A 25,080-nucleotide genomic window follows, 5' to 3' on the forward strand; every position below is an offset into this window, starting at 1 on the left:
TCTCTACAGCTGGGTTGGAGACGGTCGGGTCGACTGTACGGCCAGCCGGGGACCTTCGTCCGCTCAGTCCTGCTTCAAACGCTCGCCGAGGGCTTCGAGGACGAGCGGGGGCACCAGGTGGGAGACGTCGCCGCCCCAGGTCGCGACCTCCTTGACCAGGGAGGACGACAGGAAGCTGTAGGTGGGGTTGGTGGGGACGAAGAGGGTCTCCACGCCCGACAGGCCGATGTTCATCTGGGCCATCTGCAGCTCGTAGTCGAAGTCGCTGACCGCGCGCAGGCCCTTGACGATGGCGGGGATGTCGCGCTGCTTGCAGAAGTCGACGAGCAGGCCGTGGAAGGCCTCCACCCGTACGTTGGCGTACTCGCTGGTGACCTGGCGGATCAGCTCGATCCGCTCCTCGACCTCGAAGAGGCCCTTCTTCGACTTGTTGATCATCACCGCGACGTAGACCTCGTCGTACAGCTTGGAGGCGCGGCCAATGATGTCGAGGTGCCCGTTGGTGATGGGGTCGAACGACCCGGGACATACGGCACGGCGCACTTGCGATCCCTCGCTCTCCGGTCCGGTCATCGTGCGTCTTCGCACGTAGAGGCGGCGCGACCGTACCAAAACGTTCCCTCGCCGTAGCGACGGGCCCTGATCGCTTCGAAACCGGTCGGCCAGACGAATGCGCCGCCTCTGGTGCTGCGCTCCACGGTGACGAGGGCTTCCTCGCCTAGCCAGCCCCCGGTACGGAGTGTGAGCAGGATCTCCCGAAGATCGTCGTCCGAGACGGCGTACGGAGGGTCGAGGAAGACGAGGTCGTACGGCGCTTCCGGCGCCGGGCCCTGGATGATCTGCTCCGCTTTGCCCGACCTCACTTCGGCGCCGGGCAGGCCGAGCGATGTGACGTTGGCGCGGACCGTTCGGGCGGCGCGGGCGTCGGCCTCTACGAGGAGGGTGTGGGCGGCGCCGCGGGAGAGGGCCTCCAGGCCCACCGCGCCCGATCCGGCGTACAGGTCGAGGACGCGTTCGCCGGCCAGGGGGCCGCCGAGGAGGGATTCCCAGGTGGAGAAGAGGCCCTCGCGTGCGCGGTCGGAGGTGGGGCGTGTGCGGTTGCCCGGCGGGACGGCGAGGCGGCGTCCGCCGGCTGTGCCGGCGATCACGCGGGTCATCTTGGGTCCTTGTTCGAGGGCGTGGTCACGGGTCCAGTTTGGCAGTCGGACGTAGGGGGTGCTCTGCGTCTTGGACGGCTGCGGGTTCGTCGTGGTTGCTCGCGCAGTTCCCCGCGCCCCTTCAGGGCGCGGTGGTCCTCGGCCCCGTTTCAGACGCACCGCCCTCAGCCTTGGCCAGGAACTGCTTCCTAGCCCTTGTCCAGGTACTGCTCCCTCTCCTCGTCCAGCAAGGCGTCCAGGGCCGTGCGCATGCCCGGTAGGTGCTCCAGGTCCGGGTCGGCCGCCACGACCGCCGCCGCTTCTTCCCTCGCCTCCGCGATGATCTCCTCGTCCTCGATGACGGCCAGCATGCGGAGGCTGGTGCGGGCGCCGGACTGGGCCTGGCCGAGGACGTCGCCCTCGCGGCGTTGTTCGAGGTCGATGCGGGAGAGTTCGAAGCCGTCGAGGGTGGAGGCGACGGCGTTGAGGCGCTGGCGGGCGGCGCTCGCCTCCGGCATCTCGGTGACCAGGAGGCACAGGCCCGCGGCGGAGCCTCGGCCCACCCGGCCGCGGAGCTGGTGGAGCTGGGAGACACCGAAGCGGTCGGCGTCCATGATCACCATGGCGGTGGCGTTCGGGACGTTGACGCCGACCTCGATGACCGTGGTGGCGACCAGGACATGGGTCTCGCCGGCGGCGAAGCGGCGCATGACCGCGTCCTTGTCGTCGGGGTGCATTCGGCCGTGCAGGACCTCGACCTTGAGGCCCTGGAGGGGGCCCTTGGCGAGTTGGTCGGCGACGGTGAGGACGGCGAGGGGCGGGCGCTTCTCGGCGTCGTCCTCGGGACTCTTCTTCGCCTTCTTCGGGTCCTCCTCCTCGTCCCCGATGCGGGGGCAGACGACATACGCCTGGTGGCCGTTCTCCACCTCCTCGCGGACGCGTTCCCAGGTGCGGGCGAGGAAGTGGGGCTTGTCGGCGGCCGGGACGACATGGCTGGCGATGGGTGAGCGGCCGGCGGGGAGTTGGTCGAGGACCGAGGTCTCCAGGTCACCGAAGACGGTCATGGCGACCGTGCGCGGGATGGGGGTGGCCGTCATGACGAGGAGGTGGGGCGGCTGCTTGCCCTTGCCGCGCAGGGCGTCGCGCTGCTCGACGCCGAAGCGGTGCTGCTCGTCCACGACGACCAGGCCCAGGTCGTGGAACTGCACCTTGTCCTCGATCAACGCATGTGTGCCGATGACGATTCCGGCCTCGCCGGTGACCAGGTCCAGCAGCGCCTGCCGGCGTCCCGCGGCGCCCATCGACCCGGTGAGCAGCACCACCTTGGTGGCGTGCTCGGCCCCGCCCAGCATCCCGCCCTCGGCCAGCTCCCCCATCATCTCGGTGACCGACCGGTGATGCTGCTGAGCGAGCACCTCGGTGGGCGCGAGCATCGCGGCCTGACCGCCCGCGTCGACCGTGGCGAGCATCGCGCGCAGCGCCACCATGGTGTTGTGGGTGACCGTGAAGTTGTCGGTGACGTAGGCGTGACTCGGGTGGGCGACGCTGATGCACTGGACCGGCTTGCGCCCCACATGCTCGACGGCCCGGATTCCGCGTCGAAACGTGTCGTATGTCGGCCGGGCCCGTACGCGGTCGGCCTTGTGGGTCAGCCGGAACGGCGCGTGTTCCTCAGGCAGGGCGACCGAGACATCGAAAGCGGCTCGCTCGGACAGCACTCGTGCGCGGCCGCCCAGCGATCGCACGAGCCAGGCGACGTCGTCCGCGAGCCTGCGCGAGGCCGAACGGAGCGAGATGCCGAGGCCGTCCGCCTGGACGGTGCCATCCGTGTCCAGCAGGCCTTGCAGCAGGGCCAGCCGGTTCTTGACCGACGTGTTCTTGAAGTCGTCCGGCACGAACTTCCCCTGTGCCGTGAGGCCCCACAGGTGCAGGTCTCGCAGCGTCTGGATCACGGGATTGCGGGCGCCCTCAGCACATTGCGTCAGCTCGATCGTGTAGTCGCGGCTGGAGCCCTCTATCGGCACCAGCCGGCATTCGGGCGCGACCGCGGCTGACACGGCATCTCGAATCTCCTCGTCGATCGTGGAGAAACGCAGATGGTGGCGGAACGAGCCGTCTCCCAGGAGGAGGCCGAACAGGTAGGGATCCAGCGGCAGCCCTGAATCGGCTCCGAGGTCGACGGGGGTTGCGGCCGGGATGTACCACTTCGAGGATCCGTTCGCCTCCAAGGTGTCGAGACGGATCTCTCGCGTGGTCATGACCTTGGGTTCCTGCCCTCCGTACCGCCCACCGCCCGTGTCGACGATCCAAAGATGCTCGTCGTCGCACTCGACAGAGCTGCCGTCGGACAGCACCAGCCGCCAGACATCGCGCTCTCCTTGCGGGAAGACGCCGTCGATCAGCGCGATCTCCCCGTCGGGCACGACAACCTCGTCCCCCACGCCCAAGTCCCCCATCCTGCGGAAACCGGCAGGAGTGAGCACCAACGAGTCGAGCGGCTGGGCCTTGCCCGAGCCGACCTCACCCTGGAGCAGCCGGTGCATCGGGTGTTCGGTGGCGAGATCGTCGAAGATCTCCTTGGAGACCTTCCGCTGGCCGTCGGTGAGAGTGAAGGGGAGGCGGGCGTCGAAGGCGCTGAGGAGGCCGTCGGGGGTGGGTTTGCGGGCCACGGCGGGGAGTTGGGCGTCGGCATGGCGGCGGCGGGCCAGGGCGACCTGGAGGACGAAGGCCTCGTCCCACTTGAGGCGGTCGCGGGCGGACTCGATGTCCGCCTTGGTGTGCGGGCGGTGGATCTTCAGGAGGGCTTCGGGGAGGGTGGCCAGTCCTCGGCCCTCCCGGAGGGAGTCGGGGAGGGGGTCGACGGCTTCCTGGGCGCTCGGGAGGACCGTCTGGACGGCCTTGGCGATCTTCCAGGACTCCAGCTTGGCGGTGGCCGGGTAGATCGGGATGAGGGCGCCGGCAAAGGTGTCGACGGTCTCCGTGACGTCCTCGCCGCGCAGGAGTTCGTAGGCCGGGTGCGCCAGTTGGAGGCGGCGGTTGAAGACGGAGACCTTGCCGGCGAAGAGGGCGCGGGTGCCGGGGAGGAGCTCCTTGTGGGGTTTGTGCACGCCGTGGCCGAAGAAGACGAGCTGGAGGCGGCCGCTGCCGTCCGTGATGGTCACTTCGAGGCGCTGGCCCTTGCCCCGGGGGGCCTTGGCGGAGGCGAAGGTGTGCAGGCGGGCGTCGGCGACCTGGGCGACCACCGTGACGTGCTCGTCCATGGGCAGGTCGGCGAGGTGGGTGAGCTGCCCCCGCTCCTCGTACCTGCGGGGGTAGTGGTGCAGCAGGTCGCCGACGGTGTGCAGGCCGAGATGCTCGGCCATCACCTTCGCGGTGGCGGCGCCGAGCGTGTTCTTGAGCGGTTCTTCGAGCGCGGGCACGAGATCCATTGCACACCACGGGACTGACAATCCCGTATACGTCCTTGAAATCCGCTGGTCAGACGGGTCGTTCGCGCCTAGGATGACGCACTCCCGGGCCCGTGTCAGGGTCCGTACCGCCTCCCGTCCGCGGTCACCGTCTCCCGGGACCGCCCGACCCCGCCGCCGTCGCCAGAATCCCATCCCACCGGCGCTGCGACGATGGATTCAATGACCTCACAGTCATCCCAGGCACCCCGGACATCTCAGTCACCCCAATCGCCTCATACGTTCCAGGTCGATCTGCGTGGCCTGGTGGATCTGCTCTCGCACCACCTCTACTCCAGTCCGAAGGTCTATCTGCGCGAGCTGCTGCAGAACGCGGTGGACGCGATCACCGCGCGGCGGGCCGAGCAGCCCGACGCGCCCGCCCGGGTGCGGCTGTTCGCCGAGGGCGGCGCGCTGCGGGTGGAGGACTCCGGCATCGGGCTCACCGAGGCCGATGTGCACAACCTGCTCGCCACGATCGGGCGGAGTTCCAAGCGCGACGACGGTGGCATCCAGGAGGTCCGCTCGGACTTTCTGGGGCAGTTCGGCATCGGGCTGCTGGCGTGCTTCGTGGTCGCCGAGCGCATCCGCGTGGTCAGCCGCAGCGCCCGGACGCCGCACGCGCCGCCCGTGGAGTGGACGGCGGCCGACGACGGCTCGTACACCGTGCGGACGCTGCCCGACGAGGCCCGTCCCGAGCCGGGCACGACCGTGCATCTCGTGGCGCGGCCCGGGGCGGCGGAATGGCTCTCCCCCGCGCGCGTGCTGACGCTGGCGCGGGACTTCGGGGCGCTGCTGCCGTACGACGTCCGGGTGGGCGACGAGGCGGTCACCGACCTGCCGGCGCCGTGGGACCGCGCGTACCCCTCCCCCGCCACCCGCAGGGTGGCCCTGGCCCGGCACTGTCACGACCTGTTCGGGTTCACGCCGCTGGACTCGATCGAGCTGGACGTGCCGCTGGCGGGGATCCGGGGCGTGGCGTACGTCCTGCCGTCCGCCGTCAGCCCGGCCCAGAGGGCGAGTCACCGGGTGCATCTGAAGGGCATGCTGCTCACCGAGCGGGCCGAACAGCTGCTGCCGGACTGGGCGTTCTTCGTGCGCTGCGTCCTCGACACGGACAGTCTGCGGCCCACGGCGTCGCGGGAGTCGCTGTACGAGGACGAGACGCTGGCGGCCGTACGGGAGGCGCTGGGCGAAAGGATTCGCGGCTGGCTCACCGGGCTCGCCGCCGGTGATCCGGAGCGGCTGGCGGCCTTCCTGTCGGTGCACTATCTGGGGGTCAAGTCCCTGGCGCGGCACGACAAGGAGATGCTGCGCACGATGCTGCCGTGGCTCCCCTTCGAGACGACCGACGGGCGGCTGTCCCTGGAGGAGTTCGCGCAGCGGCACCCGGTGGTGCATTTCACACGGACCGTCGAGGAGTACCGCCAGGTCGCGCCGATCGCGTCCGCGCAGGGCGTCGGGGTGGTCAACGGCGGCTACACGTACGACAGCGAGCTGGTCGAGGCGCTGCCGTCGGTGCGCCCCGGGACAGTGGTCGCCGAGCTGGACGCCGACACGGTGACCGCACACCTGGACACGCTGGACCCGGACGTGGAGCTGGCGCTGGCGGGCTTCCTGTCGGCCGCGCGGGCCAGACTCGACCCCCTGGGGTGCGATGTCGTGCTGCGGGCCTTCCATCCGCTGTCCGTGCCCGCGCTGCACCTGGACGACCGGTCCTCCCGGCACGAGCAGGCCCGCGCGGAGGCGGAGGAGCAGGCCGACGACCTGTGGGCGGGCATCCTGGGCTCGTTGCGGGGCAGTGCCCCGCGCGCGCGGCTGGTGCTCAACCATCTCAACCCGCTGATCCGGCGGATCAGTTCCCTGACCGACCGGGAGCTGATCGGCACGGCCACGGAGTCCCTGTACGGGCAGGCCCTGCTGATGGCCCAGCGGCCGCTCAGGCCCGCCGACTCGGCGCTCCTGAACCGCGCGTTCATCGGCCTGCTGGAGTGGGCCACGCACACCGAGTCCGGGTCCGGGCCGGGCTCGGGATCCGGTTCCGGTCCTGGTTTCGGGGAGGGCGACCGCGGATGAGCCAGTTCACCGACATCACGGATTTCGACGAGCTGCGCCGCGCCATGGCGGAGAACTACGAGCAGCCGGAGGGCCCGGCGCGCAACGCGCGCGCGGAGCTGCTGCTCGTGGAGGCCGAGAAGCTGAACGTCCCGCTGGCCGTGATCGAGGCACTCGGGCACCAGCTGAAGGTCTACAACTACAGCTCCGAGAAGGACAAGATGTTCGTCCCCTTCGCGCGGCTGCTGCGCATGTGGGACGAGCGCCCGGAGGACTTCGACGAGTACGAGATCCACTCCCTGCACTGGGTGTTCAAGTGGATGTCGGCCGGCATGCTGAACCAGCCGCACATCCCGCTCGCCTCCATAGAGAAGTGGCTCGGTGAGATGGAGCACCGCTACCGGCTCGCCGGGCACTCGGAACGGGCGGTGCGCAGCGCCGAGTTCAGTGTGGCCGCGCACATCGGTGACCTGGCGCGGGCCGAGCGGGCGTACGGGGCGTGGCTGGCCGCCGACCGGGACTCCATGGCCGACTGTCTCGCGTGCGAGCTGCACGGCCAGGGCTGGTGGCAGGCCCGGCGGCGCGAGGACGCGGAGGCGCTTCAGTTGTGGGCGCCCGTCCTGGAGGGCGAGTACACGTGCGCCCACGAGCCGCACACCGTCCTGGCGTCCTCCCTGGTGCCCCTGCTGCGCCTGGGGCGCCCGGAGGAGGCCCGGGCCCACCATCTGCGCGGTTTCCGGCTGGTGCGGGCCATGGAGAGCATGCGGGGCGCGTACGCGGACCACGTGGAGTTCTGTGCCCTGACCGGCAACGAGGCGCGCGGCCTGGAGCTGCTGGCCGAGCGTCCGGCGTACTTCACGGACTCGGGGGACCCGCGCAGCAAGCTGGACTTCATGAGTGTGGTGGCCCTGCTCATGGGCCGTCTCACGGCACGTGGGTTTGGCGATCAAACCGTCCCCGGCCCCGCCGGCCGTACCTGGACCGCCCGCGAACTGGCCACGCACGCGCGCGAGGAGGCCCTTTCCCTCGCCGCGCTCTTCGACGAGCGCAACGGCACGGCGTACGTCAGCACGCATGTCCGGGAGCGGATGGACCGGTCGCCGCTGCTGGACCGGCTGCCGCTGGGAGTGCGCTCCACGCGGTCCGTCGTTGCGGTGCCGGCGCCCCGGCCGCCCGCCGCCGTCGAGCGGTGGGAAGCCGCTGCGGCCCCGGACGACCTGCCCGCGCTCCTCGCCGAGGCGAGGCGGCTCTCCGCGTCCCTGCATCCCGGCTCCGTCGACGCCTGGGCCGCCGTGGCGCGTACCGCCGAGGCCGAGGGCGCGGAGCTCGACGCCTGGGACCGCGCGGAGATCGTCGACCACGAGGCGATCGGCCTCGGCCCTGAGGGCCGTGCCCTCTTCGAACGGGCGGCCGAGCTGTACGAGGAGGCCGGCGACCCGGGCGAGGCCCTGGCGGCACGCGCGCGTGGGGCGAACGTCCATGCCCTGACGGGCCACCCGGATGCGGCCCTGGAGCTGATCTCCGAGCCGTACGAGAAGATCCTCGTCCTCTGGGCGGAGGGCGGGACGGGCGTACGGCAGACGGCGTCCGTGCTGGTGGGGCGGGCGCGGATCCTCGTGCAGCGGACGCACGAGACGGAGGACGCCGGTGCGGCGGCCCTCGCCGAGGCCGCCGTGCGGGAGCTGGCGGAGTTCGTCGAGCCACGCCGGGAGGAAGACATACGGCTGGCCTCGCGGGCCGCGGAGGCGCGGGCGATGCTCGGGGAGCTGGCCGCGCACGGCGGGGACGCGCAGGCCGCCGCCGGGCTGTTCGCGGAGGCCGCGGAGCGGTATGTGGCGGCCGGGCTGCCGTGGTTCGCGGTGCAGTACGAGGCGCGGCTCGCCGGGGTCGCGCAGCATCTCGGAGACCTGGAGACCGCCGAGCGGGCGGCTCGGGCGGCGCTGGAGCACGGCGGGTCGGACCTGGAGCCGCTGGGCCACGCCCAGCTGCACCTTCAGCTGGCCGAACTCCTCGGCGCCGACGAGCGGATCGAGCAGGCCGCGGAGCACGCCCTGGAGGCGGCGCACTGGGCCGACGAGGCGGGCGAGGGCCCGACCCTCGGCGCCTGGGCCCGGCATCTGCTCGGCGGGCTCCTGCTGCGGCTGGGGCGCTGGGCGGAGGCGGCCGAGGTGCTGGAGTCGGCTCTGCCGGATCTCACCGCCGAGACGCACGGCGACGGGGCCGTGGCCCAGACCCTGTGGTGGCTCGGCGACTGCCACACCGAGCTGGGTGAGCACCGTGAGGCCGCCGAACGGTGGCTGCGGGCCGCCGACATCGCCCGGCTGTGGCCCGAGCAGCGCGACCACGCCATGCTCGCGCATCTCGCCGCCGAGGCCCTCGCCCGCGCGGGGCTGCCCGCCGACTCCGACCGGGCGTACGCGCGCGCCGTCGATCTCTGGGGCGAGCTGGGGAACGTCCACGGGTATGTACGGGCGCTGCGGGCGCGGGCCTGGTACGCGGCGCGGGAGGGGCGCGAGGGTGCGAAGCCGTCGGCTCTGGACGAGGCACGGGAGTTGATGGGCGACGCCGTGGTGGGCTGCGAGGCGGCGCTGTCCGATGTGACCGGTGAGGAGAACCGGCGGCGGATAGTCGCCGAACTCGGTGAGACCTGTCGGCAGTTCGGCGACCTGCTCGCCCGCTCCGTGGCCGAGGACGCGGAACTCGCCTCCTTCCGGCCGGTCTTCGAGGAGGCGCTCGGGTTCGTCGAGCGGGCGGTCTCCGCCTACGCCTCCCTCGGGGCGGAGTTCCTCGACGCGCGTACCGCCGCGGAACTCGCCGCGGGATGGCTGGAGGCCGATCTGCGGCGGGGTGCCGCCGCTTCGGGGCGGGCGCGGGGTGTGCTGTCCGCGTTCGCCGGGCGGGACGACGAGACGGCGGGGGCGCGGCGGGCGGAGGCGGAGCGGTTGCTGGAGGTGGCGGAGGCGCTGGGCGAGGGCTGAGGCGAGGTGGGGGCGCGCTTCCGGGTTTCGCCCCCGCCGCCCCTACCCTTCTCATCCCCCAGGGGCTGCGCCCCTTCGACCCCCGGCCGCGGGTTCGTCGTGGTTGCTCGCACAGTTCCCCGCGCCCCTTTCAGGGCGCGGAGCCCCGAGTCACGTCCTACTCCACGCCGATCAGCAGCAACGCCCCCTGCCGCCCGCCCCGGTACACCACCGTGTCCACCGCCAGGTACGACTCCCGCACTCTCGTCTCCACGTGGTCCACGACGCCGGCGGGGGCCTCGTCGCCGAGCACCAGGGTGACCATTTCGCCGCCGGCGGCCAGCATTCGGTCGACCACCGCCGCCGCGGTCAGCGTGACGTCCGAGCCGATGACCGCGACGTCGCCGTCGATGAGGCCGAGGACGTCGCCGGCCTGGCAGATGCCGGCCATGGTCCAGGACTGGCGCTCGGCGATGACGACCTCGGCGTAGCGGGTGGCTCCGGCGGCGGAGGTCATGGAGACGACGTCCTCGTCGAAGCGGCGGTCGGGCTCGTGGACGGCGAGGGCGGCGATGCCCTGGACGGCCGAGCGGGTGGGGATGAGGGCGACCCGGACACCCTCGGCGCGGGCCTGCTCGGCCGCGGCGGCCGCCGTGTGACGGAGGTCCGCGTCGTTGGGCAGCAGCACCACCTCGCGCGCGTGGGCCCGCCGAACGGCCTCCACGAGCTCCCCGCTGGCGGGCGGCTCCCCGGGGCGGGCCAGAACCGTGGTGGCGCCGGCCTCGGTGTACAGCCCGGCCAGCCCCTCCCCCGGCACGACGGCCACGACGGCCCGCTGGGCGCGCTCGCGCGGCTGCCGACCGGCCTCACCGGTCATGTGCGCGTCCTCGGCCCCGAAGTGCGTGACCCGGATCCGGTACGGCCGCCCGGCCTCGACCCCGGCCTCCACGGCGGCCCCGGCGTCGTCGACGTGCACATGGACGTTCCACAGCCCGTCCCCGCCGACCACCACCAGTGAGTCGCCCAGCGCGTCGAGCCGCCGCCGCAGCCGGGCCACGGCCGCGTCCTCCGCCTCCAGGAGGTAGATCACCTCGAAGGCGGGCCCGCCCGCCCCGCACACCTCGGCCACCGGGTCGACGGCGGCTGCGGCATCGCGCACGCGCGCGTGCACACCGGAAACGGCGACCGCCCTGGGCGCCTCCCCCGTGAACGTCTCCACCAGCGCCGCGAGCACCGCCACCAGGCCCCGTCCGCCCGCGTCCACGACGCCGGCGCGGGCCAGGGCGGCCAGTTGGTCGGGGGTCGCCGCGAGGGCCGTACCGGCGCCCTCGTAGGCCGCGCGGGCGACCGTGCCGCAGTCGCCCTCGGCGTCGGTGGCCGCCTCGGCCGCCGCGGAGGCGACCGTGAGGACGGTGCCCTCGACGGGGTGGGCGACGGCGTCGCGGGCGGAGTCGGCGGCGTGCCGGAGCGCGAGCCGGAGGCCCTGGCCGTCGGTGTGGGCCGCCTCGCTGTCGTCGGCGAGCACCTGGGCCATACCGCGCAGGAGCTGGGCGAGGATCGTCCCGGAGTTGCCCCGGGCCCCTATCAGCGCGCCGTGCGCCATGGCCCGCGCGGCCTCGGCGAGCGTGGGCTTCCCCTTACTGGTGGGCGGGCCGCCGGTGGGCGGGCCGCCGGCCTCGTGGCCCGCGAACACGGCCTCGACGGCCGCCACGGCCGACTCCATGGTCAGGTAGAGGTTCGTGCCGGTGTCGCCGTCGGCCACCGGGTACACGTTGATGGCGTCGATCTCCTCGCGCGCGCGTCCCAGCGCCGCCAGCGCGAGTCCGCACCAGGTGCGCACCGCGAGAGCATCGAAGAATGTCTGCGGCACCTGCGGCACCTGCGCCTCCTTGAGCTGCTGGACTGGGACGCAGAGTAGACCTTGGAGGGGTGTCCACCGGAAGAGGACGGGGGCAGGGTCCCTGAGCAGCCATGGTAGTTTCGTTGTACCGGCGCAGCCGTTGTATGCTGCTCCGGTTGCCCGATCCACATCGGGCTCTCCCCCGGCAAAGCCACTCAGGTCTCTGATCCCATGATCGCGATCCCGGCCTGCCGGGATCAACCGTTAGTGCATCTGAAGTCTTTGGAGTGACCCGTGGCTGCCAACTGCGACGTCTGCGGCAAGGGGCCGGGCTTCGGCAACAACATCTCGCACTCGCACCGCCGTACGTCCCGTCGCTGGAACCCGAACATCCAGCGCGTCCGTACCGTGGTCAGCGGGACGCCGAAGCGCGTCAACGCCTGCACCTCGTGCATCAAGGCCGGCAAGGTCTCGCGCTGACGCTCAGCTAAGCGCGCGGCCACTGCTGGTTCGCTGCATCGAGCCGGTCCACCTGGGTGGACCGGCTTTTTGCTGTACCTGACAACCAGGCGACCTGTCAGACTCCGGCCATGCGGTTCGGCATCCTGGGTCCCCTCGACATACGCACCGACGACGGCACCTCGCTGCATCCCGGCGGCCCCCGGCCCCGCGCCCTGCTGACGCTGCTGCTCCTCGACGCGGGCCGCACCGTCTCCGTCGAACGCCTGACCGACGGCCTGTACGGCGCCGAGCCGCCCGCCGGAGCCGCCAACGCGCTCCAGTCGCAGATCTCCCGGCTGCGCAGGCGCCTGGGTCCGCACCCGGAGATCGAGGCCACACCCGCCGGTTACCGCATCGCCGTCCCGCCGGACGCCGTCGACGCCCAGCTCTTCGAGCGGCTGTACCGGGAGGGCCGGTCCGCTCTCGCCGCCGGGGACCATCCGCAGGCGGCGGCCCGGCTGCGGGAGGCGCTCGCCCTGTGGCGCGGGCCCGCGCTGCCCGACCTCCCGGACGCGTACGCCGAGGTCGCGCGCCTCGACGAGCTGCGGCTGGCCGCCGTACAGGACCGGATCGAGGCGGACCTCGCGCTCGGCGGCGGCCCCGAACTCGTCCCCGAGGTACGCTCGCTGCTCGCCGCGCACCCACTGAGCGAGCGGCTGTACGGGCAGCTGATGCGGGCGCTCCACGCGGGCGGGCGTCCCGCCGAGGCGCTCGGCGTCTACGAGGAGGCCCGGCACACCCTCGCCGACGAACTGGGCGCCGACCCGTCGCCCGAGCTGTCCGCGCTCCACCTCGACCTGCTGCGGGGGCAGGGCCCGGCCTCGCGCCGGCCCCGGGTACCGGCCCAACTCACCCGTTTCATCGGCCGGGAGACCGAACTCACGCGCATCGCCGCGCTCCTGGCCGGCTCCGGTCCGTCCGGCTCCCGCCTCGTGACGCTCACCGGGCCCGGCGGGGCGGGCAAGACCCGGCTCGCGATCGAGGCCGCACGGGCCCACGCGGACTCCTCCGCGAGCGTCTGCGTGACCGAGCTGGCGGCCCTGAGCGACGGCGCGCAGATCCCGTACGCCATCCTCTCGGCACTCGGCGTGCGCGAAGGTCTGCGTGGCTCCGCGAACCCCGGCACGGAGGCCACGGAACGGCTGCTGGCCGCCCTGGAGGAGCGCGAACTGCTGCTCGTGCTCGACAACTGCGAGCACCTGGTCGAGGAGGCGGCCCACGTGGTCGGGCTCCTGCTCGGCGGCTGCCCCGGTCTCCGCGTCCTCGCCACCAGCCGGGAGTCGCTCGGCATCACCGGTGAAGTCCTCGTGCCGGTGCCACCGCTGCCGCCGGAGCCCGCCGGCCACTTGTTCCTGGACCGCGCACGGGCCGTACGCCCCGACCTCGGCATCGGCGATTCCGGTTCCGGTTCCGGTTCCGAGGGGCACGCGCGCGTTGCCGGTGCCGACGAGCACGCGCGCGTGGCCCATGTCGAGAAGCACACGCGCGTGGCCGGTCTCGACGAGCACGCGCGCGTGGCCGACATCTGTGCCGCTCTCGACGGGCTGCCCCTGGCCATCGAGCTGGCCGCCGCCCGGCTGCGCACCCTGACCGTGGACGAACTCGCCGACCGCCTGGGCGCGCGGCTGGGCCCCCACGGGCCCGCGCCCGAGACCGCCCGCGCCCACACCACCGACCCCTTCCGGCTGCTCTCGCGCGGCGACCGCACCAAGGCGCCCCGGCACCGCACGCTGCGAGCGGTCGTGGAGTGGAGCTGGGACCTGCTGGACGAGGCCGAACGGGAGCTGGCACGGCGGCTGGCGGTGTTCTCCGGGGGTGCGACGGCAGAGGCGGTCGAGGCCGTTTGCGAGGTGCCCTACGCGGAGGATCTGCTGGCCTCGCTGGTGGAGAAGTCGCTGGTGGAGGTCGCCGACGGGCGGTACCGGATGCTGGAGACGATCCGCGCGTACGCCGCCGAGCGGCTCGCCGGGGAGGACGATCCGGAGCGGCTGCGGGCCGCGCACGCCGGGTACTTCCTGGCCCTGGCCGAGCGCGCGGAGCCGTTCCTGCGGAGCGCCGGGCAGTTGCCCTGGCTGGACCGGCTGACCGTCGAGCACGGCAATCTCGACGCGGCCCTGCGCCATCTGTCGCACACCGACACCGGGAACGCCCTGCGGCTGATGGCCGCCCTGTCGTGGTTCTGGCGGCTGCGCGGCCCCCAGGGCGAGCACATACCGCTCGCCCGCGCGCTGCTGGCGGCCGTCGGCGACACACCGCCCCCGGGGCTGGCCGAGGAGTACGCGCTGTGTGTGATGAACACGGTCGCCGGGCGCGGTGACGACCCCGGCGAACCCGCGCGCCTCGCGCGCGTGGCGGCCGTACTGCGGGCGCTGGAGGAGCCGTTGCGGCTGCCGTCCACCATGGTCATCTGGTCGCTCGTCGGCGGTCCGATCCTCTCCGTGGAGGAGGAGATCCGGGCCGTGCAGATGAGCGACGATCCATGGGGCCGGGCGCTCCTGGACGTCGGCCTCGCCTACCAGGACATGTTCGCGGGGCGCCCCGCCGCGGCGGAGGCGGCCTTCACACGCGCGTTGGGCGGCTTCCGCGCGACCGGCGACCGCTGGGGCATGGCCAACTGCCTGGACCCGCTGGCCTCGTTCGCCGACTGGCGCGGCGACCACGGGCGCGCCCTGGAACTGCTCGACGAGGGCCTGGCGCACGTCCGGGAGCTTCAGGCACCCGAGGAGACCGCCGACCTGCTCCGCACCCGCGCGGCCGTGCTGCTGCACCGGGGCGACGCCGAGGAGGCCGCCGCCCACTACACCCGCTCGGCCGCGCTCGCCCGTACCGCCGGCGCGCACGACAAGGTGGCAAGCGCCCGGCGGGGCCTCGGAGACCTGGCCCGGCTCACCGGAGACACGGCCCACGCGCGCGTGCACTACGAAAACGCCCTGGAGGCCTGTGCGGCGAACTGGTTCAGCGTCGGCGAGACGGTACGCATCCTCATCGGGCTCGGCCGTACGGCGGCCGCCGAGGGGGACGTCGAGGCGGCCCGCGACTGGTTCGCGCAGGCCGGCTCCCACGCCCTGGACTCCACCGACGTCCTCGCGCGGGCGGAACTCTCCGAAGCGCTGGCCTCCGTCGCCCCGTCCACCGAGCGCGCCGCCGAACTCCTGGGCGCGGCCACGGCCCTGCGCGGCGCCCGTGTCGAGGGCGACCCCGATGTCGTACGCACGGAGCGGGACGTACGCGGGCGGCTGTCGCCCGACGCGTACGACCAGGCCTTCGAGCAGGGCCGACGCCTCGGGCCGACGGCGGTCAGCGAACGGTAGGGGGACGGTCAGCGGTCCCGCCGAAGCTGCCGTGCATGACGAACACGACGTACAACCTCGGCCACCTCACCGTCCTGATCTCCGGCGCCAGCGTCGCCGGTCCGGCCCTCGCCCTGAACCTCGTCCGCCACGGCGCCCGGGTCACCGTCGTCGAGAAGGCGCCCGACCTGCGCGCGGGCGGCTTCGCCGTCGACTTCCGGGGACACGTGCACCGGAAGGTACTGACCGAGATGGGGATCTGGGACGAGATCCACGCCCGGCAGACCCACATGGGCCGGCAGATCGTCGTCGACGCGGACGGCTCCCCGAAGGTGGACCTGCCGTCGGAGATGATGAGCGGCGACGTGGAGATCTTCCGCGGCGAGCTGGCCCGCATCATGTACGAACGCACCCGGGACCACGTCGAGTACGTGTTCGGCGACTCGATCGCCACGCTCACCGACACACCGCACGGTGTGGACGTCACCTTCGAGAAGGGCCCGGCCCACCGCTTCGACCTGGTGATCGGCGCGGACGGCCTCCACTCCCACACCCGCTCCCTCGTCTTCGGCGACGCGTCCCGCCATCTGCGCTTCCTCGACCACTACGTGGCCGGCTTCGCCGTCCCCAACGACCTGGGCCTGGACCGCACCGGCCGGCTCTACAGCGAGCCCGGCCGCGCGATCGCCCTCGGCAACTACGACGGCGACCCGGACCGCGCCGGCGCGTTGCTGGTCTTCCGCTCCGGGCGGCTGTCGTACGACCGCCGGGACGTCGCCGCGCAGAAGCGGATCCTCGCCGAGCGGTTCGCGGGCATGGGCTGGGAGGGGCCGAACGTCCTCAAGGCGCTGGAGGCGGCCGACGACCTGTACTTCGACGCGATCGCCCAGATCCACGTCGACCGGCTCACGAAGGGCCGGGTGGCGCTGCTCGGGGACGCGGGGTACGGCGCCACGATGGGTGGCATGGGCACCGGTGTGGCGATCGTCGGCGCCTACGTCCTGGCCGGTGAACTCGCCCTGGCGGGCGGGGATCACCGTACGGCGTTCGCCGCGTACGAGGGCCGGATCCGGGACTTCGCCAAGGGCTGCCAGAAGACCTCGGGCAACGCGGGCCCGTTCTTCGCGCCGCCCACCGAGCGGCGGATCCGCAGCCGGGACCGTATGTACCGCCTGCTCGCCTCCCGCCCGCTGGCAGCCTTCTTCAAGCGACTCACCGAGAAGTCGGCGACCGACATCAGGCTGCCGGAGTACCCCGGGTGAGCTTGATCCTTAACGACCAGCCGACCTGTGAGGCGTCCCAACAAATCTCAGCCGTGCGGATCTGTTGCCTGTTGTCCGGGAACCCGATCGCGGCCACCTCGGAGACAGGCTCGGGCTCTGCGAAACCGTGGTCAGGCAGGGGCAGCTCAACTGTGCTGGACACGGCCCGGCTTTGCGCGCCCACTGCGCACGAGCTTCCAGAGCAGCCCCAGGGTCAGGGACTGAAGGACGGCGCTGACGGCCAGGATGACGACCGAGAGTTCCTGGGACGGCTTCGCGAACCCGCCGATCGCCTCGGCGAACTCCATGAGCAACAGGGCCGTGGGAGAGGTCACCATGAGGACATAGAGCCCTGCGAATTCTTGGGGGCCCTCGATGAGGGCAGCGATTACCTCGAACACCGTGACCGCTCCGACAACTCCCAGGTAGACGGCGGAAAGAGGGTTGGCGAAGGCGATACGAAACAGCTTGCGCGCGATCATGAGGCTCCCCCGGCAGGTGATGTGGTCCCTCATGTTCCTGAAGAGCATGAGGCCGTGGCATGGGTACGCGTACTCACTTCACTGCGTACGAAGCTCAGGCGCCTCTGCGTACGGTCACCACGCTGGCCCGTCATGTCTTTCCGCACGTGCACGCCTCGGTCGTACTGGTTTTGTATGTGGGAGCTGACACCACTTGTCGCTCAGAGCGGGGAACGCCCCGTTTCTCCGGAGGCCGGTGTTGCTGAGTTCTGGCAACACTCGGGGCCTTGCGGTGGGAGCCTGGCGGTGCTCTGCGGGATGAGGGTGCGATGGCCTCTCATCAGGGCCCGGTCAATCGCTTGCGCTGGACGCGGATCTCGCCGTGCACTGCTGACAACTCCTCTCCGCCCCCGGAAAGATCACGGGCATGGCATCCCACGCGAACCAAGCCCGCGCCCTGTCCTTCGACACTGTTGCCACTCAGTACGCTGCCACCCGGCCGGACTATCCGTCGGCCCTCTTCGACGCCGTTGAGGAACTCGCCGGCCGACCGCTGGCCGGCGCCGACGTGCTGGACTGTGGAGCCGGCACCGGCATCGCCACTCGGCTGATGCGCGAACGAGGCGCCCACGTCGTCGCCCTGGAGCCGGGCGCCGGTATGGCGGCCGGGCTGCGCGCGGCCGAGCCGGAGATCCCGCTGGTGCGGGGCGAGGGGAACCGCCTGCCATTCGCCGCCGACAGGTTCGACGTGATCACCTACGCCCAAGCCTGGCACTGGACCGACCCGGCCCGCTCCGTCCCCGAAGCGCTGCGTGTGTTACGCCCGCACGGCGTGCTGGCCCTGTGGTGGAACCAGGCCGACGTCCGCGTCCCGTGGGTCGCGGCGGAGGATGCCCGACTCGCGCCCTTCACCCGCAACTACCCGGCAACCGTGGCCGAGCTGCTCGTCTCGTTCCCGGTCCACGTGGTTACCCGCGAGATCCCGTGGTCGCGCCGGATCACCGTCGAGGAGCACACCAGATACCTCGCCACCCACTCGCACTTCGCGGTCATGGACCCCGTCGAGCGGGCCGAACTCCTCGACATGAACCGCACCGCACTGGCTCGGATCTTCCCCGAAGGCGAGCTCGACGAGCCATATCTGTGCGGCCTGACCGTCGTGCGATCAGCCACCGCCCACACCTGAACGGAACCCAGCGCCCACAGACACCTCAGCGCCACCAAGGTCACCTCAGAACACCCACAGTGCTGCGGAACCGTCAGGCCCTGAGCGTTGTCAGTTCTCATCGACATTGCCGAGCCACTTGATCACTAAGTGCTGCCCGAAACCGTCGACAAACGTTGCTCACTCTCGCTTACGAAACCAGTCGTACGGACGACCCGGCCGCCAGCCACGCCTGTCACCGCGCGCCTCAACTCCGATGTCGTCCCGTGGCCACTCTTTGGAGTGACCACAGGGCATGAGGGGGCATTCCTCGTCATCCTGGACCCTCCGACGAGCGCGGGACAAGGGGTGGGTTCCGCCTGGATCGACCACCACAGCGAACTCCCCGTCGTCGAGGGCACCTTAATCCGGCTGGAGGTCGATCACCTGCCCCGTGACCGCGAGGCGCCACCGGTCTGGCTGTGGTCCTCCGCCACCGGCGCAAGCCCGGCCGACGTCGACTTCGTCTGGTCGAGCTACCTGCGCAGATTCGACCTGGAGCACACGTTTCGCCTGTTCAAGCAGTCCCTCGGCTGGGCCCGTCCCCGCATGCGCGACCCGCAGGCGGCGGACCGCTGGACCTGGATCGTCATCGTCGCGCACACCCAACTCCGCCTCGCCGCACCGCTGACCATCGACGTGCGCAAGCCCTGGGAGAAGACCACCCGCCCCGGCACCGTTCTCACACCGACCCGCGTCCGACGCGGCTTCCGGCACCTCCGGCCCCACTTGCCCTGCCCGGCCCGGGTGCCCAAACCCAGCCGGGCAGGCCCCTGACGCCCACCCGGCTCCAAGAACCGGCACCCCGCCACCTACCAGGACGTGGGCAAAACCATCAAACGACCCAGCACCCTCTACGAACGCGACCGGGCGAGACCTTAAGGATCAAGGTGAGGGTCTGTGGACAAACCCCCGCCTGCGCCCCGCCCTCCGGCACGCACGCCCGCCCTTCGGGCGGACGACGGGGGTTCATCCACGGGCCCTCAGGGCCCAGCCGTGGTCCACGGGCCCGATGCCCCCGCCGAGCGCGAACCCGGCGGCGATCGCCCCGGTGACGTACTCCTTGGCCGCCGCCACCGCCTCCGGCACGGTCTGCCCCTTCGCGAGCTGCGACGCGATCGCGGAGGCGAGGGTGCAGCCCGTGCCGTGCGTGTGCCGGTTGTCGTATCTGGGGGCCCGCAGCCAGTGTTCCTCGGAGCCGTCGGTGAGCAGGTCCACAGCCTGGTCCCCTCCCACCCGCCCCGCGTCACCGGACAGGTGCCCGCCCTTGATCAGCGCCCATCGGGGCCCGTACACCAGCAAGGCCTCGGCCGCCTCACGCATCCCGGCCTCCGACTGGACCTGGATGCCGGTGAGTTGGGCGACCTCGTCCAGGTTGGGGGTCGCCACGGTCGCCACCGGCAGCAGTCGCGTCCGTACGGAGTCCAGCGCGGAGGCGGCGAGCAGCGGGTCGCCGTGCTTGGAGACGCCGACCGGGTCGACGACGACCGGCGTACCGGTGGTGGCGAGCAACTCGGCGACGGCTTCGACGAGTTCGGCCGAGGCGAGCATGCCGGTCTTGACCGCCTGGACGCCGATGTCGTCGACGACACTGCGGTACTGGGCCCGGACGGCCTCCACCGGAAGCTCCCAAGCGCCCTGCACGCCGAGGGAGTTCTGCGCGGTGACGGCCGTGACGACGCTCATGCCGTGCACCCCGAGCGCGAGCATCGTCTTCAGGTCGGCCTGGATGCCGGCCCCGCCGCCGGAGTCGGAGCCCGCCACCGTCAGAACCCTGGGGAGGTTCATGACTCGATGTCCGCGAAGTGGTCCCAGCCGCCCTTGCTGGTCCAGGGCGCCCCGTCCACGGTCACCTGGGGCAGCGCCGACGGGTTGAGGACCTCGCCGATCACCTTCCACCGCGCGGGCAGCTTCACGTCCGGCGGGAAGGTCGCCACGATCGCGTGGTCCTCGCCGCCGGTGAGCACCCACTGGATCGGGTCGACGCCGACGGCCTGCCCGATGTCGTTCATCTGGGACGGGATGTCGATCGCGCCGGAGCGGATGTCGATCCGGCACTTGCTCGCCTCCGCGATGTGCCCCAGATCCGCGATCAGCCCGTCGCTGACGTCGCACATCGCGGTCGCGCCGAGGGAGGCGGCGGCCGGCCCCGCGTGGTACGGCGGCTCGGGGCGCCGGTGGGCCTCCACGAAGGCGCGGGGCGAGCGGAAGCCGCGGGAGAGCACCGCGTGCCCGGCGGCGGACCAGCCGAGCCAGCCGGTGACAGCCACGACATCGCCGGGCTGGGCTCCGCCCCTGGTCACGGGCTCGTGGTTGCGCAGATCACCGAGCGCGGTGATCGAGATCATGATGGTGTCACCGCGGACGACGTCACCGCCCACGACGGCCGCGCCGGCCACCTGGCACTCGTCGCGCAGGCCGTCCATCAGCTCGGTGGCCCAGGTCACCGGGAGTTCGACGGGGGCGACCAGACCGAGGAGCAGCGCGGTGGGTACGGCGCCCATGGCGGCGATGTCCGCGAGGTTCTGCGCCGCCGCCTTGCGGCCCACGTCGTACGCCGTGGACCAGTCGCGGCGGAAGTGCCGCCCCTCGAGGAGGATGTCGGTGCTCGCCACGACCCTGCGGTCCGGCGCGGCCACCACGGCGGCGTCGTCGCCGGGACCGACCCGGACCGCCGGGGTGGTGGTGAGCCGGGAGGTGAGCTCCCTGATGAGCCCGAACTCCCCCAGCTCTCCCACGGTGCCCTTCATCGTCGTATCGCCCCTTCTTGTGCCGCTTCCAGTGTCACAGGCGCCCGGTCGCGGGCCGTTCTCGTCCTCGGTACGGTCGAGTGGACCGTCAACTTCCGTCGTCCCCGCACCCCGGTGCGTGCGGCGCGGCCTCCAGGGGTCTCCCCCTGGCGCGTGACGACGCGATACCGTGGCGTTCCTTTTCCCGACATGATCCACATGATCCTCGTGGCCGCCCTGGAGGTTCCGTGGTACAGGCGTACATCCTGATCCAGACGGAGGTCGGCAAGGCGTCGACCGTCGCCGACACGATCAGCAAGATCCCTGGGGTCATCCAGGCCGAGGACGTGACGGGTCCGTACGACGTCATCGTGCGCGCCCAGGCCGACACCGTCGACGACCTCGGCCGACTGGTGGTCGCGAAGGTCCAGCAAGTGGACGGCATCACCCGTACCCTGACCTGCCCGGTCGTGCACCTGTAGCCCCCGTCTACCCTTGGCCGGTGAACTCGTCGCGTCACCGGCACCCCGCTCGCCTCGGGCTGCCCGTCCTGGCCATGTCGTTGATCGCCGTCGTGGGCTGCTCCTCAGCAGACGACGGCAGCTCGGCGGCGGTTCCCAGCGCTGGGGCCGCCGCCGTGAAACTGTGCCGGAACCTGGACGAGGTGTTGCCGCGCGAGGTGGACGGTCTCAGCCGCCAGGATCCACAGCCGGCCTCCGAGCTGACGGCGGGCTGGGGTGACGCGGTGATCATACTGCGCTGTGGTGTCCCTCAGCCGCCCAAGATGATCGACTCCAAGGTGGCCGAGGGCCGCGACGCCGATGCGGTGGCCGGGGCCGTCGACGGGGTCGACTGGCTGATGGAGAAGCGGGACGGTGGCGGGTACCGCTTCACCACCGCCAACCGCTCCGCGTACGTGGAGGTGTCGGTGTCGGCGGAGAGGGCCGACGAGGACACGTCGCCGATACTTGTGGCGTTCGCGCCGGCGATCAAGAAGGCAGTACCTGTAGGAGTGGCCGACTGAAGCGCGCCTCATAGGGGCGCGGGGAACTGCGCGACAAGCCACAACGGACCCGCAGTCGGCGAACGACCTAACGCAGCCCGGTGGACCGCCACAGCGCCGCCTGCACCAAGCGGTCCACCAACTCCGCGTACTCCACCCCGCTCGCCTTCCACATCGCCGGGTACATCGAGATCGGCGTGAACCCCGGCATCGTGTTGATCTCGTTGATGACGAAGTCACCTCCCTCCGTGAGGAAGAAGTCCGCCCGGACCAGGCCCTCGCAGGACGCCGCGTCGAAGGCGTCGACCGCGAGCTTCTGGACCTCGGCGGTCTCCTCCGGGGTGAGGGGGGCCGGGACGATGCCGGGGGTCGAGTCGATGTACTTGGCCTCGAAGTCGTAGTACGCGTGGGCCTCGGGCGGCGGGATCTCGGCGGGGACGGAGGCGCGGGGGCCGTCCTCGAACTCCAGGACGCCGCACTCGATCTCGCGGCCGCGCAGGGCCGCCTCGACGAGGATCTTCGGGTCGTGGCGCTGGGCCTCGGCGATCGCCTCGTCGAGGCCGGAGAGGTCGTCGACCTTGGTGATGCCGATCGAGGAGCCCGCGCGGGCGGGCTTCACGAAGAGGGGCCAGCCGTGCTCACCGGCGAGGTCGATGATCTTCTTGCGGGCGGCGGACTCGTCGAGCTGCCACTCGCGGGGCCGGATCACCACGTACGGGCCGACCTTGAGCCCGAAGGAGGTGAACACCCGCTTCATGTACTCCTTGTCCTGGCCGACGGCCGAGGCGAGGACGCCCGAACCGACGTACGGGACACCGGAGAGCTCCAGCATGCCCTGGAGGGTGCCGTCCTCGCCGTACGGGCCGTGCAGGACGGGGAAGACGACGTCGACCTCGCCGAGCGCCTTGGGCACCGAACCGGGCTCGCTGTAGAGGACTTCGCGGTTGGCGGGGTCGACGGGGAGCACCACGCCGCCCTCCCGCGACTCGGCGAGTTCCTCGACGCTCGGCGTACGGCGGTCGGTGATCGCCATGCGCTCCGGTTCGTCGGCGGTGAGAAACCAACGGCCTTCCCGGGTGATGCCGATCGGCAGGACGTCGTACTTCGTCCGGTCGATGGCACGCAGTACGGCGCCGGCCGTGACCACGGAGATCCCGTGTTCCGAGCTGCGGCCGCCGAAGACGACGGCCACGCGCGGCTTGCGGGACGGCTGCTCAGGGCTCTGGGGGAGGTTCTCGCTGCTCATATCGCGTTGAGGGTACCCGTTGGTAGGGCGGCAGTCAGCGTCCGAACGGCCGCCATCGCTCAGCGTCGCTCCGGCTTGGCGCTGCGCGACATCAGCTCCTTGAGGGCGACGACGGGCGGCTTGCCCTCGTGGACGATGCCGACGACCGTCTCCGTGATGGGCATGTCGACGCCGTGCCGACGTGCCAAGTCCAGTACGGACTCACAGGACTTGACGCCCTCGGCGGTCTGCCTGGTGACGGCGATGGTCTCCTGCAGGGTCATGCCCTTGCCGAGGTTGGTGCCGAAGGTGTGGTTGCGGGAGAGCGGCGAGGAGCAGGTGGCCACCAGGTCGCCGAGGCCCGCGAGTCCGGAGAAGGTGAGCGGGTCCGCGCCCATCGCGAGGCCGAGGCGGGTCGTCTCGGCGAGACCGCGCGTGATCAGCGACCCCTTGGCGTTGTCGCCGAGGCCCATGCCGTCCACGATGCCGACGGCGAGACCGATGACGTTCTTCACCGCGCCGCCCAGCTCGCAGCCGACGACGTCGGTGTTCGTGTACGGGCGGAAGTACGGCGTGTGGCAGGCGGCCTGGAGCCGCTGGGCCACGGCCTCGTCGGTGCAGGCGACCACGGAGGCGGCCGGCATGCGGGAGGCGATCTCGCGCGCCAGATTGGGCCCGGTGACGACGGCGATCCGGTCCTGGCCGACCTTGGCGACGTCCTCGATCACTTCGCTCATCCGCATGGCGGAACCGAGTTCGACGCCTTTCATGAGGGAGACGAGGACGGTGTCGGGGGCGAGCAGCGGCGTCCACTCGGCGAGGTTGGCGCGCAGGGTCTGCGAGGGGACCGAGAGGACGGTGAAGTCGGCGCCGGCGGCGGCCTCGGCCGGGTCCGTGGTGGCCCGCACGTTCTGCGGGAGTTCCAGGCCCGGCAGATAGTCGGCGTTGGTCCGGGTGGAGTTGATCGCCTCCGCGACCTCCGCGCGGCGCGCCCACAGGGTGACCTCGCACCCGGCGTCGGCGAGCACCGTGCCGAAAGCCGTGCCCCACGAACCGGCGCTGAAGACGGCCGCCTTGACCGGCTTGCTCACTTGCCCTGCCCCTCTTCCTGATGTTGTGCCCGCTGGACCGTGCTGTGCTGTCGGTGGTTCTGGTGGTCGACGACCGCCCGGGCGGTCCTGCGCCGCTGCTCGATCCGCTCCAGCTTCGGGTCGTACGGCGTCTTCGGCGCCCGCTCGCCGCGGATCTCCTCCAGCTGGCGGGTGATGGCGGCCATGATGACCTCCGTCGCGTCCTTCAGCAGGTCGGGAGTCATGTCCTGGCCGTAGAAACGGGAGAGGTCGACGGGCGGGCCCGCGAGTACGTGGTGGGTCTTGCGCGGCAGGAGGTGGGGCTTCTTGGCGTACGGCGGCAGCAGTTCGTTGGCGCCCCACTGGGCGACCGGGATCACCGGGCACTTGGTCTGCAGGGCGACCCGGGCGGCGCCGGTCTTGCCGGTCATGGGCCACTGGTCGGGGTCCCGGGTGATGGTGCCCTCGGGGTAGAACGCGACGCATTCGCCTCGCTCCACGGCGTCGATCGCGGCCCGGAAGGCGCTCAGCGCGTCGGTGCTCTCGCGGTAGACGGGGATCTGTCCGGTGCCGCGCATGATGGCTCCCACGAATCCCTTACCGAAGAGACTGCTCTTCGCGAGAAATCGCGGAACGCGGCCGCTGTTGTATTGATAGTGGCCGTACGCAAAGGGATCGGCGTGCGAATTGTGGTTCACTGCGGCAATAAATCCACCCTCGGCCGGAATGTTCTCCATTCCACGCCAGTCCCGCTTGATCAGCACCACCAGTGGCGGTTTGGCGATCACCGCGGCGAGGCGGTACCAGAAACCGATTCTGCGGCGGGGCACGCGGACACCTTCCTCTAGGACTTCCCAGCGCCTGCTCCGGGGGTCCGGAGCCGCACAAGTGTCGCCCCGGG

Annotated in this window: 18 protein-coding genes and 1 pseudogene; 9 read left to right on the top strand and 10 right to left on the bottom strand. The window is 71.6% G+C overall.

Annotation, left to right across the window (positions count from 1 at the left end):
• Window positions 1-63: 63 nt before the first annotated feature.
• The 3 genes from coaD to JIX56_RS12365 all read right to left on the bottom strand — a co-directional run bounded on the left by coaD (window position 64) and on the right by JIX56_RS12365 (window position 4,564).
• On the bottom strand, window positions 64-543 hold the full coding sequence (coaD, locus tag JIX56_RS12355; RefSeq protein ID WP_257540143.1) for a pantetheine-phosphate adenylyltransferase: 480 nt from the start codon (window positions 541-543) through the stop codon (window positions 64-66).
• A 26-nt stretch (window positions 544-569) separates the two neighbouring features.
• A complete protein-coding gene (gene rsmD / locus JIX56_RS12360) occupies window positions 570-1,157 on the bottom strand; it encodes a 16S rRNA (guanine(966)-N(2))-methyltransferase RsmD (RefSeq protein WP_257540145.1) in 588 nt (195 codons plus the stop codon).
• A 188-nt stretch (window positions 1,158-1,345) separates the two neighbouring features.
• On the bottom strand, window positions 1,346-4,564 hold the full coding sequence (locus tag JIX56_RS12365; RefSeq protein ID WP_257540147.1) for a helicase-related protein: 3,219 nt from the start codon (window positions 4,562-4,564) through the stop codon (window positions 1,346-1,348).
• A gap of 192 nt (window positions 4,565-4,756) precedes the next feature.
• Here JIX56_RS12365 and JIX56_RS12370 point away from each other — a divergent pair, with 192 nt between their 5' ends.
• Entirely contained in the window at window positions 4,757-6,658 is a 1,902-nt protein-coding gene (locus JIX56_RS12370) for an HSP90 family protein (protein WP_257540149.1), read from the top strand.
• Window positions 6,655-9,615: a tetratricopeptide repeat protein gene (locus JIX56_RS12375; RefSeq protein WP_257540151.1), complete on the top strand. Its 2,961-nt coding sequence runs from the start codon at window positions 6,655-6,657 to the stop codon at window positions 9,613-9,615. The genes JIX56_RS12370 and JIX56_RS12375 overlap by 4 nt, the downstream gene beginning before the upstream one ends.
• A gap of 157 nt (window positions 9,616-9,772) precedes the next feature.
• Here the strand turns inward: JIX56_RS12375 and JIX56_RS12380 are convergent, their stop codons facing one another.
• On the bottom strand, window positions 9,773-11,473 hold the full coding sequence (locus tag JIX56_RS12380; protein ID WP_257540153.1) for a DAK2 domain-containing protein: 1,701 nt from the start codon (window positions 11,471-11,473) through the stop codon (window positions 9,773-9,775).
• A 255-nt stretch (window positions 11,474-11,728) separates the two neighbouring features.
• On the opposite strand from JIX56_RS12380, the gene rpmB reads away from it, so the two are divergent.
• The 3 genes from rpmB (at window position 11,729) to JIX56_RS12395 (ending at window position 16,487) form a co-directional block, all read left to right on the top strand.
• Entirely contained in the window at window positions 11,729-11,914 is a 186-nt protein-coding gene (gene rpmB / locus JIX56_RS12385) for a 50S ribosomal protein L28 (protein ID WP_003973430.1), read from the top strand.
• A 110-nt stretch (window positions 11,915-12,024) separates the two neighbouring features.
• Window positions 12,025-15,246, top strand: a complete 3,222-nt coding sequence (locus JIX56_RS12390; protein WP_257540154.1) for a BTAD domain-containing putative transcriptional regulator — start codon at window positions 12,025-12,027, stop codon at window positions 15,244-15,246.
• 35 nt (window positions 15,247-15,281) lie between these two features.
• On the top strand, window positions 15,282-16,487 hold the full coding sequence (locus tag JIX56_RS12395) for an FAD-dependent monooxygenase (RefSeq protein WP_257540156.1): 1,206 nt from the start codon (window positions 15,282-15,284) through the stop codon (window positions 16,485-16,487).
• Window positions 16,488-16,633: 146 nt separating this feature from the next.
• Here the strand turns inward: JIX56_RS12395 and JIX56_RS12400 are convergent, their stop codons facing one another.
• Complete coding sequence (locus JIX56_RS12400) at window positions 16,634-16,969, bottom strand: SCO4225 family membrane protein (RefSeq protein ID WP_257540158.1); 336 nt, start codon at window positions 16,967-16,969, stop codon at window positions 16,634-16,636.
• 406 nt (window positions 16,970-17,375) lie between these two features.
• On the opposite strand from JIX56_RS12400, the gene JIX56_RS12405 reads away from it, so the two are divergent.
• A complete protein-coding gene (locus JIX56_RS12405) occupies window positions 17,376-18,134 on the top strand; it encodes a class I SAM-dependent methyltransferase (RefSeq protein ID WP_257540160.1) in 759 nt (252 codons plus the stop codon).
• 333 nt (window positions 18,135-18,467) lie between these two features.
• A pseudogene (locus JIX56_RS12410) lies at window positions 18,468-19,034 on the top strand (NF041680 family putative transposase); the annotation flags it as partial.
• Between the two features lie 87 nt (window positions 19,035-19,121).
• On the opposite strand, the gene thiD reads toward JIX56_RS12410, so the two are convergent.
• Window positions 19,122-19,940, bottom strand: a complete 819-nt coding sequence (gene thiD / locus JIX56_RS12415) for a bifunctional hydroxymethylpyrimidine kinase/phosphomethylpyrimidine kinase (RefSeq protein WP_257540162.1) — start codon at window positions 19,938-19,940, stop codon at window positions 19,122-19,124.
• Window positions 19,937-20,902: a thiamine-phosphate kinase gene (locus tag JIX56_RS12420; protein ID WP_257540164.1), complete on the bottom strand. Its 966-nt coding sequence runs from the start codon at window positions 20,900-20,902 to the stop codon at window positions 19,937-19,939. The genes thiD and JIX56_RS12420 overlap by 4 nt, the downstream gene beginning before the upstream one ends.
• Window positions 20,903-21,129: 227 nt before the next feature.
• On the opposite strand from JIX56_RS12420, the gene JIX56_RS12425 reads away from it, so the two are divergent.
• Together JIX56_RS12425 and JIX56_RS12430 are read left to right on the top strand one after the other, a co-directional pair.
• The gene (locus tag JIX56_RS12425) at window positions 21,130-21,363 is read left to right on the top strand and encodes an Lrp/AsnC family transcriptional regulator (protein WP_055512560.1); all 234 of its coding nucleotides are present in this window, start codon (window positions 21,130-21,132) and stop codon (window positions 21,361-21,363) included.
• A gap of 20 nt (window positions 21,364-21,383) precedes the next feature.
• Window positions 21,384-21,905: a DUF3515 domain-containing protein gene (locus tag JIX56_RS12430; protein ID WP_257540166.1), complete on the top strand. Its 522-nt coding sequence runs from the start codon at window positions 21,384-21,386 to the stop codon at window positions 21,903-21,905.
• Window positions 21,906-21,972: 67 nt separating this feature from the next.
• Here JIX56_RS12430 and JIX56_RS12435 read toward each other — a convergent pair whose 3' ends face one another.
• Genes JIX56_RS12435 through JIX56_RS12445 form a run of 3 tightly spaced genes read right to left on the bottom strand, consistent with a single transcriptional unit; the run spans window position 21,973 to window position 25,009 of the window.
• A complete protein-coding gene (locus JIX56_RS12435) occupies window positions 21,973-23,130 on the bottom strand; it encodes a D-alanine--D-alanine ligase family protein (protein ID WP_257540168.1) in 1,158 nt (385 codons plus the stop codon).
• 59 nt (window positions 23,131-23,189) lie between these two features.
• Window positions 23,190-24,200, bottom strand: coding sequence for an NAD(P)H-dependent glycerol-3-phosphate dehydrogenase (locus tag JIX56_RS12440; protein ID WP_257540169.1), 1,011 nt, complete (start codon window positions 24,198-24,200; stop codon window positions 23,190-23,192).
• On the bottom strand, window positions 24,197-25,009 hold the full coding sequence (locus JIX56_RS12445; RefSeq protein WP_257540171.1) for a lysophospholipid acyltransferase family protein: 813 nt from the start codon (window positions 25,007-25,009) through the stop codon (window positions 24,197-24,199). Before JIX56_RS12445 ends, JIX56_RS12440 begins: the two co-directional genes overlap by 4 nt.
• Window positions 25,010-25,080: the final 71 nt, after the last annotated feature.

It is taken from the genome of Streptomyces sp. CA-210063, from assembly GCF_024612015.1.
In the GTDB taxonomy this organism is placed as follows: Bacteria; Actinomycetota; Actinomycetes; order Streptomycetales; family Streptomycetaceae; genus Streptomyces.

Coding starts and splice junctions, on each gene's coding strand:
- rsmD (WP_257540145.1), bottom strand. CDS start 1,157: ATGACCCGCGTGATCGCCGGCACAGCCGGCGGACGCCGCCTCGCCGTC.
- JIX56_RS12365 (WP_257540147.1), bottom strand. CDS start 4,564: ATGGATCTCGTGCCCGCGCTCGAAGAACCGCTCAAGAACACGCTCGGC.
- JIX56_RS12370 (WP_257540149.1), top strand. CDS start 4,757: ATGGATTCAATGACCTCACAGTCATCCCAGGCACCCCGGACATCTCAG.
- JIX56_RS12375 (WP_257540151.1), top strand. CDS start 6,655: ATGAGCCAGTTCACCGACATCACGGATTTCGACGAGCTGCGCCGCGCC.
- JIX56_RS12390 (WP_257540154.1), top strand. CDS start 12,025: ATGCGGTTCGGCATCCTGGGTCCCCTCGACATACGCACCGACGACGGC.
- JIX56_RS12395 (WP_257540156.1), top strand. CDS start 15,282: ATGACGAACACGACGTACAACCTCGGCCACCTCACCGTCCTGATCTCC.
- JIX56_RS12400 (WP_257540158.1), bottom strand. CDS start 16,969: ATGATCGCGCGCAAGCTGTTTCGTATCGCCTTCGCCAACCCTCTTTCC.
- JIX56_RS12405 (WP_257540160.1), top strand. CDS start 17,376: ATGGCATCCCACGCGAACCAAGCCCGCGCCCTGTCCTTCGACACTGTT.
- thiD (WP_257540162.1), bottom strand. CDS start 19,940: ATGAACCTCCCCAGGGTTCTGACGGTGGCGGGCTCCGACTCCGGCGGC.
- JIX56_RS12420 (WP_257540164.1), bottom strand. CDS start 20,902: ATGAAGGGCACCGTGGGAGAGCTGGGGGAGTTCGGGCTCATCAGGGAG.
- JIX56_RS12435 (WP_257540168.1), bottom strand. CDS start 23,130: ATGAGCAGCGAGAACCTCCCCCAGAGCCCTGAGCAGCCGTCCCGCAAG.